This is a genomic window from Streptomyces sp. NPDC053755 (assembly GCF_040677675.1).
Classification (GTDB): Bacteria; Actinomycetota; Actinomycetes; order Streptomycetales; family Streptomycetaceae; genus Streptomyces.
Genome location: NZ_JBFASK010000056.1, coordinates 6,227 through 21,195, shown reverse-complemented (window position 1 = coordinate 21,195; position 14,969 = coordinate 6,227). Strand labels below are relative to the sequence as shown.

Below are 14,969 nucleotides of genomic sequence, written 5' to 3'. Positions count from 1 at the left end.
GGAGCGGGGAGTTCGCCGTGGGCGGGGACCGCGCCGAGCGTGTCGCCGGGGTACGGGGCGGGGACGGCGTCCGGGTGCGGGGCAGGAGCGGGGAGGGCCCCGTGGTCGGGGACTCCGGCCGGGGCCGGGTCGGGGGTCGGCAGGCTGCCCGGCTCCGGAGCGGGGAGTTCGCCGTGGGCGGGGACCGCGCCGAGCGTGTCGCCGGGGTACGGAGCGGGGGCGGCGGCCGTGTCCGCGGCGGGGAGCGGGCCGGGGTCCGGGGCGGAGCCGGGGGCCGGCGCGATCGCCGCCGCCAGGGCTGTCTGGCGCTCCGGGAGCAGCTCCAGGACGGCCTGGCGGTGGGCCTCGCTCGTCGCGTCGTCGTACGGGTCGGGCGTCGCCGGTACCTGGAGGCGCAGCACCGGGCCCGTGCCGAGGCGGGCGTAGCCGCGGCCGGGCGGCACGGCGGGGACCGGGGTGGTGTGCGGTGCGGCGCCGAGGACCCACTCGATCTGCTCCGGCGAGGCCGGACCGAGCACGACACGGGCGCGGGTGTGCGTCCGTACCGTCTCGCTCAGCGCGTCCGCGCTGTCGAACTGCTCCGCGACCACCACCGTGACCTGCGCCGCCCGCCCGTGGCGCAGGGGCACCTGGAGCAGGTCCTGCGGGTCCGCACGGCCGTCGGCCGCCGCCAGGTGGCCGAGGATGCTCGGCCGGTCCAGCAGGACCCACAGGGGCCTCCTGGTGTCCTCGGGCGCGGGGTGGCCCGCCTGACGGGCGCGGTTCGCCGCGATCAGACGGCGCTCGGTCTCGTGCGCCGCCCACTCCAGGCTCGCCAGGGCTCCGGCGAGGCCGCACTCGACGGCCAGGACCCCGGCGCGGCCGGTCAGGCAGGCGTACTCGCCCGTGCCGCCCCCTTCGATGACCAGCACATCGCCGTGCGGCAGGGCCTGCAGGGCGATCGAGCGCAGCAGGGACGTCGTGCCGCTGCCGGGCTGGCCGACGGCCAGCAGGTGCGGCTCGGTGGAGCGGGGGCCGGTGCGCCAGACGACCGGCGGCGCGTCGGAGGGACCGTCGGCGGTGAGCACCGGAACGGTCCGCTGGACGGCCTCCGGGTCGGTGAAGCCGAGGACCGTCTCGCCGGGGACGGTGACGAAACGCTGGGCGGCGATCGTGGTGGGCAGGGCGGGCAGCACGCTCATGACGAGCTGGTTGCCCTCCTCGTCCCAGTCGAAGTGATACTCGCGGCCGCGTCCGGACTTGGCGTGCAGCAGCTGCTCGATCCGGGCGCGGGAGTGGACCTCCCCGTCCGGGAAGTAGGCGGGGTACCGGATGCGCAGATGGGTGAGGCGCCCGGCGTCGTCGAAGGCCGGGTCCCCGAAGGCGCCGCTCCAGTCACCGCCGTGCGAGAAGAGCGGGGCCGGGTCCTCGGGAACGGAGAAGTACGGCACCAGCGCTTCGTACAGGCCCTTGAGCCGCTCGATCTCGGCGTCGTCGGGCCCGGTCCTCACGACCGGGCGCTCATGCCCCTTCCACGCCGCTGCGCCCATCACCGACAGAAGGGCCAGCAGCGGCCCGTACGGGAGGAGGGCGACGGCGACGACGCAGGCCGCGACCACGAACAGCGTGGGACCGCGCCGCTCCTTGGGGGTCGCGGCCCATCCGGCCCGCGCGGTCGCGGCCAGCTTCCGCAGACCCCGCGTGACGGTGATCAGCGGATGGAGCACGTCGGTGGCACTGTCGGCGGCCGTGCGCGCGATCTCTCGGCTGCGAGCGATCTGGGCGCTGCCGCTGCTCAGAATGCGGGGAAGTGGTCGCCGGGCCACGTCGTACTCCTGGAGTCGTGGAAGGGGCTGAGGGGCGTCAGAACTTGATCCCGCCCAGCAGGCTGGCCAGGCTCTGGCCGCCCGCGGTGATGCTGGGGGCGATGGCGGTGCCCGCGAGGTAGAACCCGAACAGCGAGCAGACCAGGGCGTGGGATGCCTTGAGGCCGTCCTTCTTGAAGAACAGGAAGCAGATGATGCCGAGCAGGACCACGCCTGAGATGGACAGGATCATTGGAGTTCTCCTGGTTGAGGGGGACAGTCACCATGAGTCCTTCCAGGTTCACCGAAAGTATCTATGTGATTAAAGGTGCATCCGGGTGAAAAACGAGCGATTTCACTTGACTGGGGGATGACGGGGGCCGGCCCGAGTGGCGAAACGCCCGCCGGGTGCGGTCCGCGGGCCCTCTTCGGACCCGTCCGGCCGGGGTCCGAGCTGCGGTCATCCTTGCCGCGGACGGGCCGGGTCATGTCGCCGGACGGGCAGTACCCTGTCGATTCACTCGTACGGCCGCGGGGCCGTGCGCAGGTCAGGGGCGGTACGGATCGCCCGCGGTACGCACCACCGCGGGCGGGGAGCCGGCCGCCCGCGGAACAGAGCGGTCACGAGAACGAAAGGCGGACACGTCCGATGAGCGAGACTCCGGATCCCGAGGTCGTCGAGCTGGCGGGCAAGGTCTTCGACCTGGCACGCACCGGGGACGCCGAGGCGCTGGGCGCCTACGTCGACGCGGGCGTCCCCGCGAACCTCACCAACGACAAGGGCGACACCCTCGTCATGCTCGCCGCCTACCACGGTCACGCCGGGGCCGTGACGGCCCTGCTGGCCCGTGGCGCCGAGGCCGACCGTGCCAACGACCGTGGCCAGACCCCGCTCGCGGGCGCCGTCTTCAAGGGCGAGGAAGCCGTCGTCCGCGCGCTGCTCGCCGGCGGCGCGAATCCGGAAGCGGGGACTCCGTCCGCCGTGGATACTGCTCGGATGTTTGGGAAGACAGAACTCCTCGAACTGTTCGGCGCCTTGTGAAGCGTCGGGTGAACGGGCACTGAACCCCAGGTGAGAGCGGTGTCGTAAATGTGGTCGCGGTGGCGAAATGGCTGGGTCATCATGACGTCGGGCCCGCAAGGGGCCACCGACGAGAGGCAGAGGAAGATGGTCAACACCAAGCGAAGGACGACGGGCGGCCCTCCATGTTGCTGCGCGGCCTAGGCGATCACCAGTCCCCGGTACTCCCCGGTTGCGTCGACAGCTTGATGTGAGGCATCTTCCATGTTCGATCCAGTCATAGCGCCGAGCGGCACCCTGCTCGGCCTGTTGCAGAGGGGCCGCGGCGACGGCACCCTGCACGCGCTCGCCGCGCCACGCGCCGAGGCCCTCGCGGCCCTGAACCACTGCGTCCTCCACGACCCCCGCCACGACTGGCAGGTCGAGAACCGCTCCCTCTACTACGCACGCCTGTACCTCGACCTGCACGGCGGGCTCGAGGAGATCGAGGCCCACCTCTTCGGCGCCGAGGACCACTTCGACGCCGAGGAGAACAGGACCGGGCTCGCGCTCGCCGTCCTCGGACACCTCGCCTCCTACGGCCGCAGCGACGCGCTGGTCCTGCTCCGGCGCTACGCCGCGACCGGCGCCAACTGGGCCTGGGCGCTCGACGAGCTCGCCCTGCGCGACGACGACGCCGGGCTGCGCTCCCTCGCCGTCCCGATCCTCGCCCGCTTCCCGGCCACGGCCGAGGGTGACGCCGAACTCGCGACCGCCGTGCGGGACGCCTACGAGCCCCGGCCGTGGCGCCTGTGGGCCGACGACCTGCGCGACGCCGTCGGCGGCCGCGTCAGGGCCGCACGCGAACAGGGCTCCTTCGACCGCTGGCAGCGCCAGATGCGGCCGAGCGGACCCCGGCCCGGCTGGAGTGTGCAGGCGGTCTTCGACTGGGCCGAGGAAGGCCTGTCCCGGGGCGCCGTCCTGCACGGACCGGCGGCCCGCTGCCTGACCGCCGTCGCCGGACCCGAGGACCGGCCGCTCATCGTCGAGGCCGCCCGCAGCGGCGGCGACGGGGCGCGCTGCGCCGCCCTTCACTACCTCGCCGAGGCCAAGGACCCCGCCGTGCTCGACCTCGTCGAGGCCGCCGCCGGCAGCGGGTCCCGTACCGTCGCCGAGGCCGCCGTCTCCGCGTTCGAGCGCATGTGCGGCGAGCCCGCCGTGGACCGCGCCCGCGGCTGGATCCACCGGCCCGACGCGCTCGGCGCGGCCGCCGCGGGAGTCCTCGCCTGCCGGGGCGGAGCCCAGGACGCCCCCCTCGTCCTCGGCGCACTGCGCGAGACCGTCCGGGCCCAGGGCCCCGACGCGCCGGCCCTGTATCCCCTCGTCGACGGCGCCGGGCGCCTCGGCATCGCCTGCGCGGCCCCCGTGCTGCGCCACGTCTACCGAGAGACCGCCTCCTCCCAGCTGCGCGGCCGCACGGCCCGCGCCCTCGCGGCCACCGACCCGACCTACCCGACCGGCTTCGCCGTCGAGTGCCTCTGGGACTGCGAGGAGACCACCCGCGAGATCGCGGCGCTGCACGCCGAGACCGGTGACGTACGGGTCGCGGAGCGACTGCGGCGCCTGGCCGCCGACCCGGCCGAGGAGGACGAGGTCCAGACGGCCGTACGCAACCGGATAGGGCCGGACCTGCAGGTCTGACCGCACCACCCCGGGGCGGCGCGGCCTGCGGCGGGCGAGACCCGCCGACGTGGCCCCGCCCCGGGGGGAGGACGCCGGGCACAGCTCGCGGAACGTTCACTTTCCGCCTCCCGCCCGCCTCCGCCCGGCGGCAGCGGGTCGTCGGCACCGTCGTCCACGCCGTGTCCGACGGCCACCCCGCCGTCACCTCCCGCCGCCGTCACCACCCGGAACCGGCCACCGGACGCTGTGAAGCGCGGATCCGCTCTCTCCGGGCGAGCGTGCCACCGTGTCGTCGCCGGGCGTTTCCGCGCGCTGCTCGCGGACCGCGGCCTCGCCCAGGGACCGCGGCCTGTCTCATGGCGTTCCGCGCTCCGTCGCGTCCGGCCGGCCGCCGCCCGGCCGTGCGGGGCGCCCTGCTCCGGCCGGCCACCGACGGCCCCCGGTGGGTCGCCCGCCGCTGCCCTCACCCGCTGCCCCGCATGCTCGCGCCGGCCGGGTGCGGACCTCGGCACCGGGCGGCCGGCGCCCGCGCCCGCCTCGACCGCCGCGCCGCACACGCGCTGAACACCGCCCTCGCCACGCTGTCACCCGGCACCCCGACGGCCACAATGGGAACATGAGCGGGCGCTGGGAGTTCTGGATCGACCGGGGCGGCACCTTCACCGACGTCGTGGGCCGGCGGCCCGACGGCCGGCTCGTCACCCGCAAGCTGCTCTCCCACGACCCGTCCCGTGCGGACGACGCGGCCGTCGCCGGCATCCGCCTCCTGCTGGGGCTCGGCCCGGGCGACCCGGTTCCCGCCGACGCGGTCGACGTCGTCAAGATGGGCACCACGGTCGCCACCAACGCCCTCCTGGAACGACGTGGCGAGCCCACCCTCCTCCTCGTCACGGAGGGCTTCCGCGACGCCCTGCGCATCGCCTACCAGAACCGCCCCCGCCTCTTCGACCGCCGGATCGTGCTTCCCGAGGCGGTTTACGAACGGGTCGCCGAGGTCCGCGAGCGCGTCGACGCCCAGGGGCGGGTGGTCACCCCGCTCGACGAGGACGCCGTCGCCGAGGAGCTGGCCGCCGCCCACCGGGACGGCTACCGCTCCGCGGCCGTCGTCCTGATGCACGGCTACCGCAACCCCTTCCACGAGGCCCGGATCGCCGACATCGCGCGGGCGCTCGGCTTCACCCAGGTCAGCTGCTCCCACGAGGTCAGTCCGCTGATCAAACTCGTCCCCCGGGGGGACACCACGGTCGTGGACGCCTACCTCTCGCCGATCCTGCGCCGCTACGTGGACGAGGTGGCGCGGGAACTCGCCGGGATCCGGCTGATGTTCATGCAGTCCAACGGCGGCCTGCGCGAGGCCGCGCACTTCCGGGGCAAGGACGCCGTCCTGTCCGGACCGGCGGGCGGGGTCGTCGGCATGGCCCGCACGTCCCGGGAGGCAGGCTTCGACCGGGTCATCGGCTTCGACATGGGCGGCACCTCCACCGATGTGTCGCACTACGCCGGTGAGTTCGAGCGTGAACTCGGTACACAGGTCGCGGGCGTCCGGATGCGAGCCCCGATGATGAGCATCCACACCGTCGCCGCGGGCGGCGGCTCCGTCCTCCACTACGACGGACGGCGCTACCGCGTCGGCCCCGACTCGGCCGGCGCCGTCCCCGGCCCGGCCTGCTACCGCCGTGGCGGGCCCCTGACGGTCACCGACGCCAACGTCATGCTCGGCCGGGTCCAGCCCGCCCACTTCCCCCCGGTGTTCGGCCCGACCGGAGACCGGCCGCTGGACACCGACGTCGTCAGGGAGGGGTTCACCGCACTCGCCGAGCGGGTCGGCGGCGGCCGCACCCCTGTCGAGGTCGCCGCCGGGTTCCTGGAGATCGCGGTCCTCGGCATGGCCAACGCCGTCAAGAAGATCTCCGTCCAGCGCGGCCACGACGTCACCCGCTACGCCCTCACGAGCTTCGGCGGCGCCGGCGGCCAGCACGCCTGCGCCGTGGCCGACGCGCTGGGCATCGACACCGTCCTCGTCCCGCCCCTGTCCGGGGTGCTCTCCGCCTACGGCATCGGCCTCGCCGACGCCACCGCCATGCGCGAACGGTCCGTGGAGGCGGAACTCGACGCCCCACGGACCCACGCGCGCGTGGCCGACCTCTGCGCCGGACTCGCCGGCACCGCCCGGGCGGAGCTGCGCGCCGACGGCCTCGCCGATTCCGCGATCACCACCCGGGCGCGCGTCCTGCTGCGGTACGCCGGGACCGACGCGAGCCTCCCCGTCGACCTCGCCTCCGCGCGGGACATGGCCGACGCGTTCACCGCGGTCCACCGTGCGCGGTACGCCTTCACCATGGACAAGCCGCTGGTCGTCGAGGCGGTCTCGGTGGAGGCGGTGGGCCGCGCGGGGCCCCACGCCCCGGTCGTCGTCGACGCTCCGGAACGCACCGGGGACCCGGCGCCCCGGGCGACCGTACGGATGTACAGCGCCGGCGAGACCGCGGACACCCCCCTGTACCGCAGGGAGGACCTTCGCCCCGGCGACGCCGTCACCGGCCCGGCGATCGTCGCCGAGTCCGACGCCACCACAGTGGTCGACCGGGGCTGGCGGGCCACCGCGGGGAACGGCGGACACCTGGTCCTCGCGCGCGTGCGGCCCCGGCCCGCGCGGGCCGCCGTCGGCACGGCGGCCGACCCCGTCCTCCTGGAGGTCTTCGACAACCTCTTCATGGCGATCGCCGAGCAGATGGGCGTACGCCTGGAGAACACCGCCCACTCCGTCAACATCAAGGAACGCCTGGACTTCTCCTGCGCCCTCTTCGACCCCGAGGGCAACCTCATCGCCAACGCGCCCCACATCCCCGTCCACCTGGGCTCCATGGGCGAGTCCATCAAGGAGGTGCTGCGCCGGGGCGGCGACGCGCTGCGCCCCGGCGACGTGTACGCGATCAACGACCCGTACCACGGCGGCACCCACCTCCCGGACGTCACCGTGGTGACCCCGGTGTTCGGCGCGTCCGGGGACGAGCTGCTCTTCCTCGTCGCCTCGCGCGGCCACCACGCCGAGATCGGCGGCATCACCCCCGGCTCGATGCCCGCCTTCAGCCGGACCGTCCACGAGGAGGGCGTCCTCTTCGACAACTGGCTCCTGGTCCGGGACGGGCGGCTGCGCGAGCCGGAGACACGGGCGCTGCTGACCGGCGCCCCCTGCCCCTCGCGCGATCCGGACACCAACCTCGCCGACCTGCGCGCCCAGATCGCGGCGAACGAGAAGGGCATCGAGGAACTGCGCGGCGTCGTCGACGAGTTCGGCCTCGACGTCGTCCACGCGTACATGCGGCACGTGCGCGCCAACGCCGAGGAGTCCGTCCGGCGGATCGTCGCCCGGCTGCGGGACGGCTCGTACCGCTACGAGACGGACGGCGGCGCGGTCATCCGGGTCGCCGTGCGAGTGGACCGCGAACGGCGCGCCGCCGTCATCGACTTCGCGGGCACCTCGCCCCAGCTGCCCGGCAACGCCAACGCCCCCACGTCCGTGGTGACGGCCGCCGTCCTCTATGTCTTCCGGACCCTCGTCGACGACGACATCCCGCTCAACAGCGGCTGCCTGGAGCCCCTCGACATCCGCGTCCCGCCGGGGTCGATGCTGGCGCCCTCCTACCCCGCCGCGACCGTCGCGGGCAACGTCGAGACCTCCCAGGCGGTCACGGGTGCGCTGTACGCGGCCCTGGGCGTCCAGGCCGAGGGCTCCGGCACCATGAACAACATCACCTTCGGCGACGCGCGCCTGCAGTACTACGAGACGGTCGCCTGCGGCTCGGGCGCAGGGGAGGGCTTCGGCGGAGCCGACGCCGTCCAGACCCACATGACCAACTCCCGTCTGACCGACCCCGAGATCCTGGAATGGCGCTTTCCCGTCCGGGTCGACTCCTTCGCGGTCCGCGCCGGCAGCGGCGGGAACGGCCGGTGGCGTGGCGGCGACGGCGTCGAGCGCCGCATCCGCTTCCTCGCGCCCATGACGGTCACCCTGCTGACCGGCCACCGCCGGGTGCCGCCGTACGGCATGGCCGGCGGCGAGCCGGGCGCGCTCGGCGAGAACGCGGTCGAACGCGCCGACGGCACGGTCGAGCGCCTCGGCGGGGTCGACACGCTCGACGTGCACCCGGGCGACGTTGTGGTCGTGCGGACCCCGGGCGGCGGAGGCTTCGGACCCGCCGCGCCGGGACCGGACGCATCGGCGGGATCGGCGGATTCGGCGGAGTCGGCGGGACCCGGTGTCCCGGTGCCGGCCGGGCCGTCGGGATCATCGGGAGCTTCCGTCCAGGGACCGGTCGCTTCCGCGCGGGGCCCGGGGCCCACCGAGCCGGGGAAGCCCTCCGCCACCGGCACGGGTGGTGGCTGCGCCCCGGTGGTCCGCTGAGACCTCGGCCCGGCGCACCCGTCCCGGGCCGCGCGGACCGCTGAGACCGCGGCGCGGTGCACGGTCCCGGGCCGCGGGCTCACCGGACCGGCACGAACCGCACGACCGTTCCGGGTGCCGCCTGCGCCGCGGCCGCGAGATCCGCCTCCCGGACCACAGCCACGACCGGATAGCCGCCCGTCGTCGGATGATCGGCCAGGAACACCACGGGGCGGCCGTCCGGCGGGACCTGCACCGCCCCCAGGACCATGCCCTCGCTGGGAAGTTCACCGGTCACGACCCGTTCCAGCGGCGGGCCCTGCGTCCGCAGGCCGATGCGGTTGCTCGACGGGGAGACGCGGTACGCGCGCGTGGCGAGCGTTTCCAGGGCGGCGGGCGCGAACCAGTCGTCACGGGGACCGAGCCGCACCCGCAGGACGAGCCCGTCCGGCGGCCCCGGCCACGGCACCGCGTCGACCGCGCCCCGCCCGGTGGGCTCGGCGCCCAGCGGCAGCACCGCCCCGTCCGCCAGCGGTGCCGGCCCCAGCCCGGACAAGAGGTCGGTGGAGCGGCTTCCGAGGACCGGCTCCACGGCGACCCCGCCGCCGAGGCCCACGTAACCGCGCAGACCGCGCACGGCCGGCCCGACGTCGAGCAGCGCCCCCGCCCCGACCCGCACCGCCGTCCCCCAGGCGACCGGCCGACCGTCGACCGTGACGCGGCACGGCGCGCCGCCGACGGCGACCGTGACCGCGCACCGGGGCCGTACCGCGCAGCCGTTGACCGTGGTCTCCAGCACCGCCGCGTCCTCCGGGTTGCCGACCAGACGGTTGACGAGCCGCGCCGCCCCCGGATCCAGCGCGCCGGAGCGGGGCACCCCGAGATGCGCGCGTCCCGCGCGCCCCAGGTCCTGCACGGTGGTCAGCGCCCCGGCGCGAACGACGGCGACGGCACGGTCGGTCATCGGCCGTCCACCACGAAACGCACCCGCGTGCCCGGCGCGAGCAGCGCGGCCGGCTCCCGCGCCGTGTCCCACAGCACCGCGTCCGTGGTGCCGATCAGCTGCCAGCCGCCGGGGGAGGAGCGGGGGTACACACCCGTGTACGGCCCGGCGAGAGCGATAGAGCCCGCCGGGACGGCCGTACGAGGAGTGGCCCGGCGCGGCACCTCGTACCGCCCGCCCAGACCGGTCAGATAGCCGAACCCCGGCGCGAAGCCGCAGAACGCGACCCGGAACTCGCAGGACGAGTGGATCCGCACGGCCGTCTCCACGCCGACCCCCCACAGCGCGGCGACCTCTGCGAGGTCGGGGCCGTCGTAGCGGACCGGTAGGTCCACCGACCGTCCCACGCGCGCGGGGAGCGGCGGAATCGTCCATTCCCGCAGCTGCCGCTCCCATACGTCCGGCGCGTCGACACCGTCGAGGAGCACGGTGCGCGCCGCGGGCACGATCTCCCGTACGGCGGGCAGCGCGCCGGACGCCCGGCGCCGCAGCAGCTCCGCGTGGAACGCCTCCGTCGCCTCGCCGCTCGTCAGCTCGACGAGCAGCGCCCGCTCGCCCACCCGGAGGACCCGGCGCGCCGTCATACGAACGCCTCCACGCGCACGCCCGCGGCCTCCAGCCGGGAGCGGACCCGCCGGGCGAGGCCCACCGCGCCCGGGGTGTCCCCGTGCAGACAGAGCGACCGTGCCCGGACGGCGACCGACCGCCCGCAGTGCGAGGTCACCACGCCGAACCGGGCCATGGACAGGGACCGCTCCACGACCTCGGCCGGGTCGGTGACGACGGCTCCCTCGCGCCCCCGCGGCAGGAGGGAGCCGTCCGCCGTGTACGCCCGGTCGCCGAACGCCTCCGTGACCACCGCAAGGCCCGCCTTCCCGGCCGCCTCGTGCAACGACGAACCCGGCAGTCCGAGCACGGGCAGGCCGGGGTCACCCCCGGCCAGCAGCACGCCGTCGACCACCGCCCGCGCCTGCTCCTCGTCGCGGACGACCCGGTTGTAAAGGGCGCCGTGCGGCTTGACGTACGAGACCCGCGAACCCGCCGCCCGCGCGAAGACCTCCAGCGCCCCGATCTGATAGGCGACCTCGGCGGCCAGTTCGTCCGCCGGGACGTCCATCGCACGCCGCCCGAAGCCGGCCAGATCGCGGTACGAGACCTGGGCGCCGATCCGTACCCCGCGCGCCGCCGCCAGCTCGCAGACCCGCCGCATGGTGACCGCGTCCCCGGCGTGGAAGCCGCAGGCCACGTTGGCGCTCGTGACCACCGAGAGCAACTCCTCGTCGTCGGTCAGCGTCCAGCGGCCGAAGCCCTCTCCCAGGTCGGCGTTGAGGTCGATCGAGGGTGGGGTCATGGGGGTGTCGGTTCCTTTCGTCCCTGGTGGCGGTCGTGCGCGCGGGGGCCTCAGCCGTGGATCGGGCTCACACCAGTTCCCTTCCGCGGGTCTCGGCAAGCCCGAGCAGCGCCAGGACGGCGAGACCGTAGCCGACGGCCCCGAAGACCAGCGCGCCGCCGACCGCCGAGACGACGAGGGTGACCGTCGTCAGCAGGCCGGTCCGGCCCTTGTCGAGTCCGAAGTAGGCGGCGATGGCCACCATCGACAGCGGCAGCGTGAAGGCGTCGTAGGAATGCAGGGGGTATCCGCCGAAAGTGCCGACGAAGGCGCGTCGGCCGCGGGGCCCGAGGCCAGGCGAACAGGCCCGATTCGTCGGGTCGTTCGTCCTGGGTCTGCTGCCGGGTCTGTGTCGTGCTCATCTGCACCTCGCAGAGGGGGGAGGCGTGCCTGAGGACGTACGGGACCGTGCGCTGTCGCGCGGGTGTCGTGCGGTGCCGCTAACGTAGAGGATCGTTCAACGATCCGACAAGAGGTGTGTTGTCTCGCCCTCGTTTCTGCGCTTGACTCGGCGGCGACCGCCGGACGGCATCCCGAGGAGACGAGGCACGGTGAGCGGAATGCGCGAACTCGCGGACGACCGGGCGCTGCTGGGCAGGACAAGCACGGCGGAGCGCGTCTCGGACATCCTGCGCACCCGCATCGCCGAGGGCTTCTTCCCGCCCGGCACCCGGTTGCCGGAGGACGGCATCGGCGGCGCGCTCGGGGTGTCCCGCAACACCCTGCGCGAGGCTTTCCGGCTGCTCACCCACGAACGGCTGCTCGTCCACGAACTCAACCGGGGCGTCTTCGTCCGCGTGCTGACCGTGGAGGACGTCGTCGACATCTACCGCACCCGGCGACTGGTCGAAGGCGCTGTCGTACGGGAGCTCGGGGAGCCGCCGTACCGCCTCGACGGCCTGGCGGACGCCGTCGAGGAGGGGCGGCGGGCGGCCCGCGCGGGGGACTGGAAGGGCGTCTCCACCGCCAACATCCACTTCCATCGCGAACTGGTCGCCCTGGCGGGCAGTGCGCGCACCGACGAACTGATGCGCGGCGTCCTGGCCGAACTCCGCCTCGCCTTCCACGCCGTGGACGACGCCCGGGTGCTGCATGAGCCTTATCTCCTGCGAAACCAGGAGATTCTGGACGCCCTGCGGGCGGGAGAACGCGTGACGGCGGAACACCTCCTGGCCCGGTACCTCGACGACTCCCGCACCCGGATCGTCGACGCGTACGCGAAGGCGGTCGACGCCGAGCCCGGTGCGGAGGCCTGAGGCCTGATGCCTGATGCCTGAGCCCGCGCCGGGGCGGAGTGGACGGGGTGGCCCGGTCGAGGGGCGGGGCCTCGCGTGGGGCGGCCCCGCGGTGGCGTAAAGGCCGCATCCGGGCGGTCGTCGACCGACGGAAGGCGGTCACCGGCCGCCCGGCGGCGGTCGGGTGTCGGCGGGAGGCGGTCGCGCGGCGGCGGGGGCGGTCGGGTGTCGGCCAGGGGCGGTCGCATCTGCGCCGTTTCGACCGTTGTCGGTGCGAGGACCTAATCTGTGCTCCGTGACTTCGCCTGCCTCGACGGACCTCGTTCCGCCCCAGCTCAGCGCGGGGCCGCGGCCCGCGCCGGGCCCGGCCGCCGACGAAGGGCTCGCGCGGCGCCTCCGCGCGCTCGCGTGCACCGCGCCGCTCCACGACCTGGACGCGCGCAAGGCGAATCTCGCCGGCGAGTACTCGGTCTACGCCATGGCGGAGGTCGCCCTCGCGGCCATCGACCTCGTCACGCTCAACATGGACTTCGACACGGGCGCCGACCACGAGCAGATCGTCGCCCGTCTGCTGCCCCGCGTCGCCGCCCAGGCACCCGCCCGCCCCGCCGCAGAGCACGAGCGCGTGGCCCGCTGGGTCCTGGAGAACCTGATCAACGTCGGCAGCGTCGACCGCGGCTTCCGCGCCGTCTACGGCACCTTCGGCGCGGACGGGGTCTACACCCGCCGGGACTACGACTTCAAGCTGCTCGAAGAGGTCCCCGGCCACGGCGGCGCGGTCTACCTCCGGACGACCGACGAAGCGGTCAACGTCCTCGTCGGCGCCCTCGACACCGACGTCACGAGCGCGCAGATCGCGGCCGAGGTCAAGCTGGAGGTCCTGATCAGCCGGGGCCGGCTCGCCGACGCCCAGCTCGCCGCGGAGCAGGCGCGGTATCGCACCGTGCAGTACGCGGAGACCCTCCGCAAGACCCTGGACGCGACCCGGCGCAACGTCCGCGCCGTCGACTGGCTCAGCGCCGTCCCCGACCTGATCGCCGAAGCGCTCGACCACGTCGCCGACCGCTACCGCCACGAGAACGCCATCCTGACCAACATCCGCAAGGCCCGCGACGAGGCCGAGGACCAGGAGCACAAGCGCCGGGCCGCCGAGCTCGTCGACATCGTCAAGGACTGCATCCGGCGGCACACCCAGCTCCAGTCCCGCCTCCTGGAGGCGGGCCCGCTGTTCCGCGCCGAGCAGGACCGGCAGGCCTTCGCCGCGCCCACGTCGTACACCGGGATGGACCTGTACGGCCAGCTGGTGGCCCCGATCCTCCCGCTCCCCCTCGAGCAGGCGACGAGGGTCACCGACGCCTTCTTCGCCCAGGGCACCGGACTGCGCACGCCCGTGTCCGTGCGTGTCGGCGACCTGGTCGACATGCTGCTCACACCGCCGGTCGAGCGCGAGCACCTGGGCGCCGAGATGCCCGAGCCGGACCTGATCGCCACGCCCGACGACAGCCGCTTCAGCGAGGAGCAGCTGGCCAGCGCGATGGAGCTGCTCGACCTGGAGCACGACGCCCCCCGCAGGCTCTCCGGCCTCCTCGCGGACGCCCGCCGCCGCGACCCCGACCTGCCGTACCTGGTCGCGCTGCTCGCCGTCCACGCGGCGAGCCCGCCGGTCGGCACGGCGTACCGCCAGGGCGAGGAGCGCCTGCTGTTCGCCGTCGACGACGGCACGTCTCTCGACGACCCCGAGTTCGGCGGGGCGGACCTGATAGTGGGTACGGCGCTGCTCGACGCGGTCGGCATGGCGGCGGCCCGCTCGGAGGCGTCATGACCGACCCCGCCGTGACGACCGACGCGCCCGTGCCGCCGCAGCGGGCCGCCGGGCCCGCCATGCAGGACGCACCCCTCGGACACGCCCCGGCGGCGGGCCACGGCGCGCCCCCGGCCCCCCAGCCGACCGCGATCCCGGCAGTCACCCCGGGGGACCCCGGGCCCTCGGTGGCCGCTCCGGTGGTAGCCGCGAGCCTGGTGGCCACCTCGTCCGCGGGCCGGGGCGTGGCCTCGGCGAGGGATTCGGTGATGGGCCCCGTCCCGGATCGGGACCCGGCCCCCGACTCGGACCCGGACCAGGGCCCCGTCCCCGACCTGGACGCGGCGCCCGCCACCGCCCGGGACGCGGACGAGACCCCCGCCTCGTACGAGAGCCCCGCGGCCGGCCCGTGCCGGGCGCGCGTCCGACCCGTGCGGGAGCCGGCCTCCGCACCCGAGCCGCCGAGGGAGCAGCATCCGGCCTCCGCCCCCGCGCCGTCGCGGGACCAGGATCCGGACCCCGCCCCCGCGCCGAACCCGGCCCCCGCCCCGGCGCCCGGCGAGCCGCCCACGCGGGACGAGGAACCCGCCACCGCCCTCGCGCAGGACCCGGCCCCCGTCCCGGCTGCGGCCGACCCCGCCCCGGCGCCCGGCGAGCCGCCCACGCGGGACGAGGAACCCGCCACCGCC

10 protein-coding genes and 2 pseudogenes are annotated in these 14,969 nt (G+C 75.0%); 6 read left to right on the top strand and 6 right to left on the bottom strand.

Annotated elements, in window-relative coordinates; genetic code table 11:
- The coding region (locus AB0K65_RS30855) for a hypothetical protein (protein WP_365722338.1) at positions 1 to 1,805 on the bottom strand (1,805 nt) is incomplete at its 3' end.
- 37 nt (positions 1,806 to 1,842) lie between these two features.
- Positions 1,843 to 2,037: a hypothetical protein gene (locus AB0K65_RS30850; RefSeq protein ID WP_361232465.1), complete on the bottom strand. Its 195-nt coding sequence runs from the start codon at positions 2,035 to 2,037 to the stop codon at positions 1,843 to 1,845.
- 396 nt (positions 2,038 to 2,433) lie between these two features.
- On the opposite strand from AB0K65_RS30850, the gene AB0K65_RS30845 reads away from it, so the two are divergent.
- The 3 genes from AB0K65_RS30845 (at position 2,434) to AB0K65_RS30835 (ending at position 8,872) form a co-directional block, all read left to right on the top strand.
- On the top strand, positions 2,434 to 2,826 hold the full coding sequence (locus tag AB0K65_RS30845) for an ankyrin repeat domain-containing protein (protein ID WP_365722336.1): 393 nt from the start codon (positions 2,434 to 2,436) through the stop codon (positions 2,824 to 2,826).
- Between the two features lie 243 nt (positions 2,827 to 3,069).
- Positions 3,070 to 4,485, top strand: a complete 1,416-nt coding sequence (locus tag AB0K65_RS30840) for a HEAT repeat domain-containing protein (protein ID WP_365722334.1) — start codon at positions 3,070 to 3,072, stop codon at positions 4,483 to 4,485.
- A 598-nt stretch (positions 4,486 to 5,083) separates the two neighbouring features.
- Complete coding sequence (locus AB0K65_RS30835; protein ID WP_365722332.1) at positions 5,084 to 8,872, top strand: hydantoinase B/oxoprolinase family protein; 3,789 nt, start codon at positions 5,084 to 5,086, stop codon at positions 8,870 to 8,872.
- Between the two features lie 79 nt (positions 8,873 to 8,951).
- On the opposite strand, the gene AB0K65_RS30830 is transcribed toward AB0K65_RS30835, so the two are convergent.
- From AB0K65_RS30830 to AB0K65_RS30815, 4 genes and pseudogenes are all read right to left on the bottom strand, one after another.
- Positions 8,952 to 9,815 (bottom strand): biotin-dependent carboxyltransferase family protein, encoded by an 864-nt coding sequence (locus tag AB0K65_RS30830; RefSeq protein WP_365722330.1) that lies wholly within the window; start codon positions 9,813 to 9,815, stop codon positions 8,952 to 8,954.
- A complete protein-coding gene (locus tag AB0K65_RS30825) occupies positions 9,812 to 10,438 on the bottom strand; it encodes an allophanate hydrolase subunit 1 (protein ID WP_365722328.1) in 627 nt (208 codons plus the stop codon). The genes AB0K65_RS30830 and AB0K65_RS30825 overlap by 4 nt, the downstream gene beginning before the upstream one ends.
- Entirely contained in the window at positions 10,435 to 11,205 is a 771-nt protein-coding gene (locus AB0K65_RS30820) for a 5-oxoprolinase subunit PxpA (protein WP_365722326.1), read from the bottom strand. The genes AB0K65_RS30825 and AB0K65_RS30820 overlap by 4 nt, the downstream gene beginning before the upstream one ends.
- Before the next feature lie 148 nt (positions 11,206 to 11,353).
- Positions 11,354 to 11,606: pseudogene (locus AB0K65_RS30815) on the bottom strand (MFS transporter); the annotation flags it as partial.
- A gap of 198 nt (positions 11,607 to 11,804) precedes the next feature.
- Between AB0K65_RS30815 and AB0K65_RS30810 the strand changes: the two are divergent.
- The 3 genes and pseudogenes from AB0K65_RS30810 to AB0K65_RS30800 form a co-directional block, all read left to right on the top strand.
- A complete protein-coding gene (locus tag AB0K65_RS30810) occupies positions 11,805 to 12,500 on the top strand; it encodes a GntR family transcriptional regulator (protein ID WP_365722348.1) in 696 nt (231 codons plus the stop codon).
- Between the two features lie 274 nt (positions 12,501 to 12,774).
- Positions 12,775 to 14,301, top strand: coding sequence for a hypothetical protein (locus AB0K65_RS30805; protein ID WP_365722324.1), 1,527 nt, complete (start codon positions 12,775 to 12,777; stop codon positions 14,299 to 14,301).
- Positions 14,298 to 14,969: pseudogene (locus tag AB0K65_RS30800) on the top strand (hypothetical protein); the annotation flags it as partial. The gene AB0K65_RS30805 and the pseudogene AB0K65_RS30800, both read left to right, overlap by 4 nt.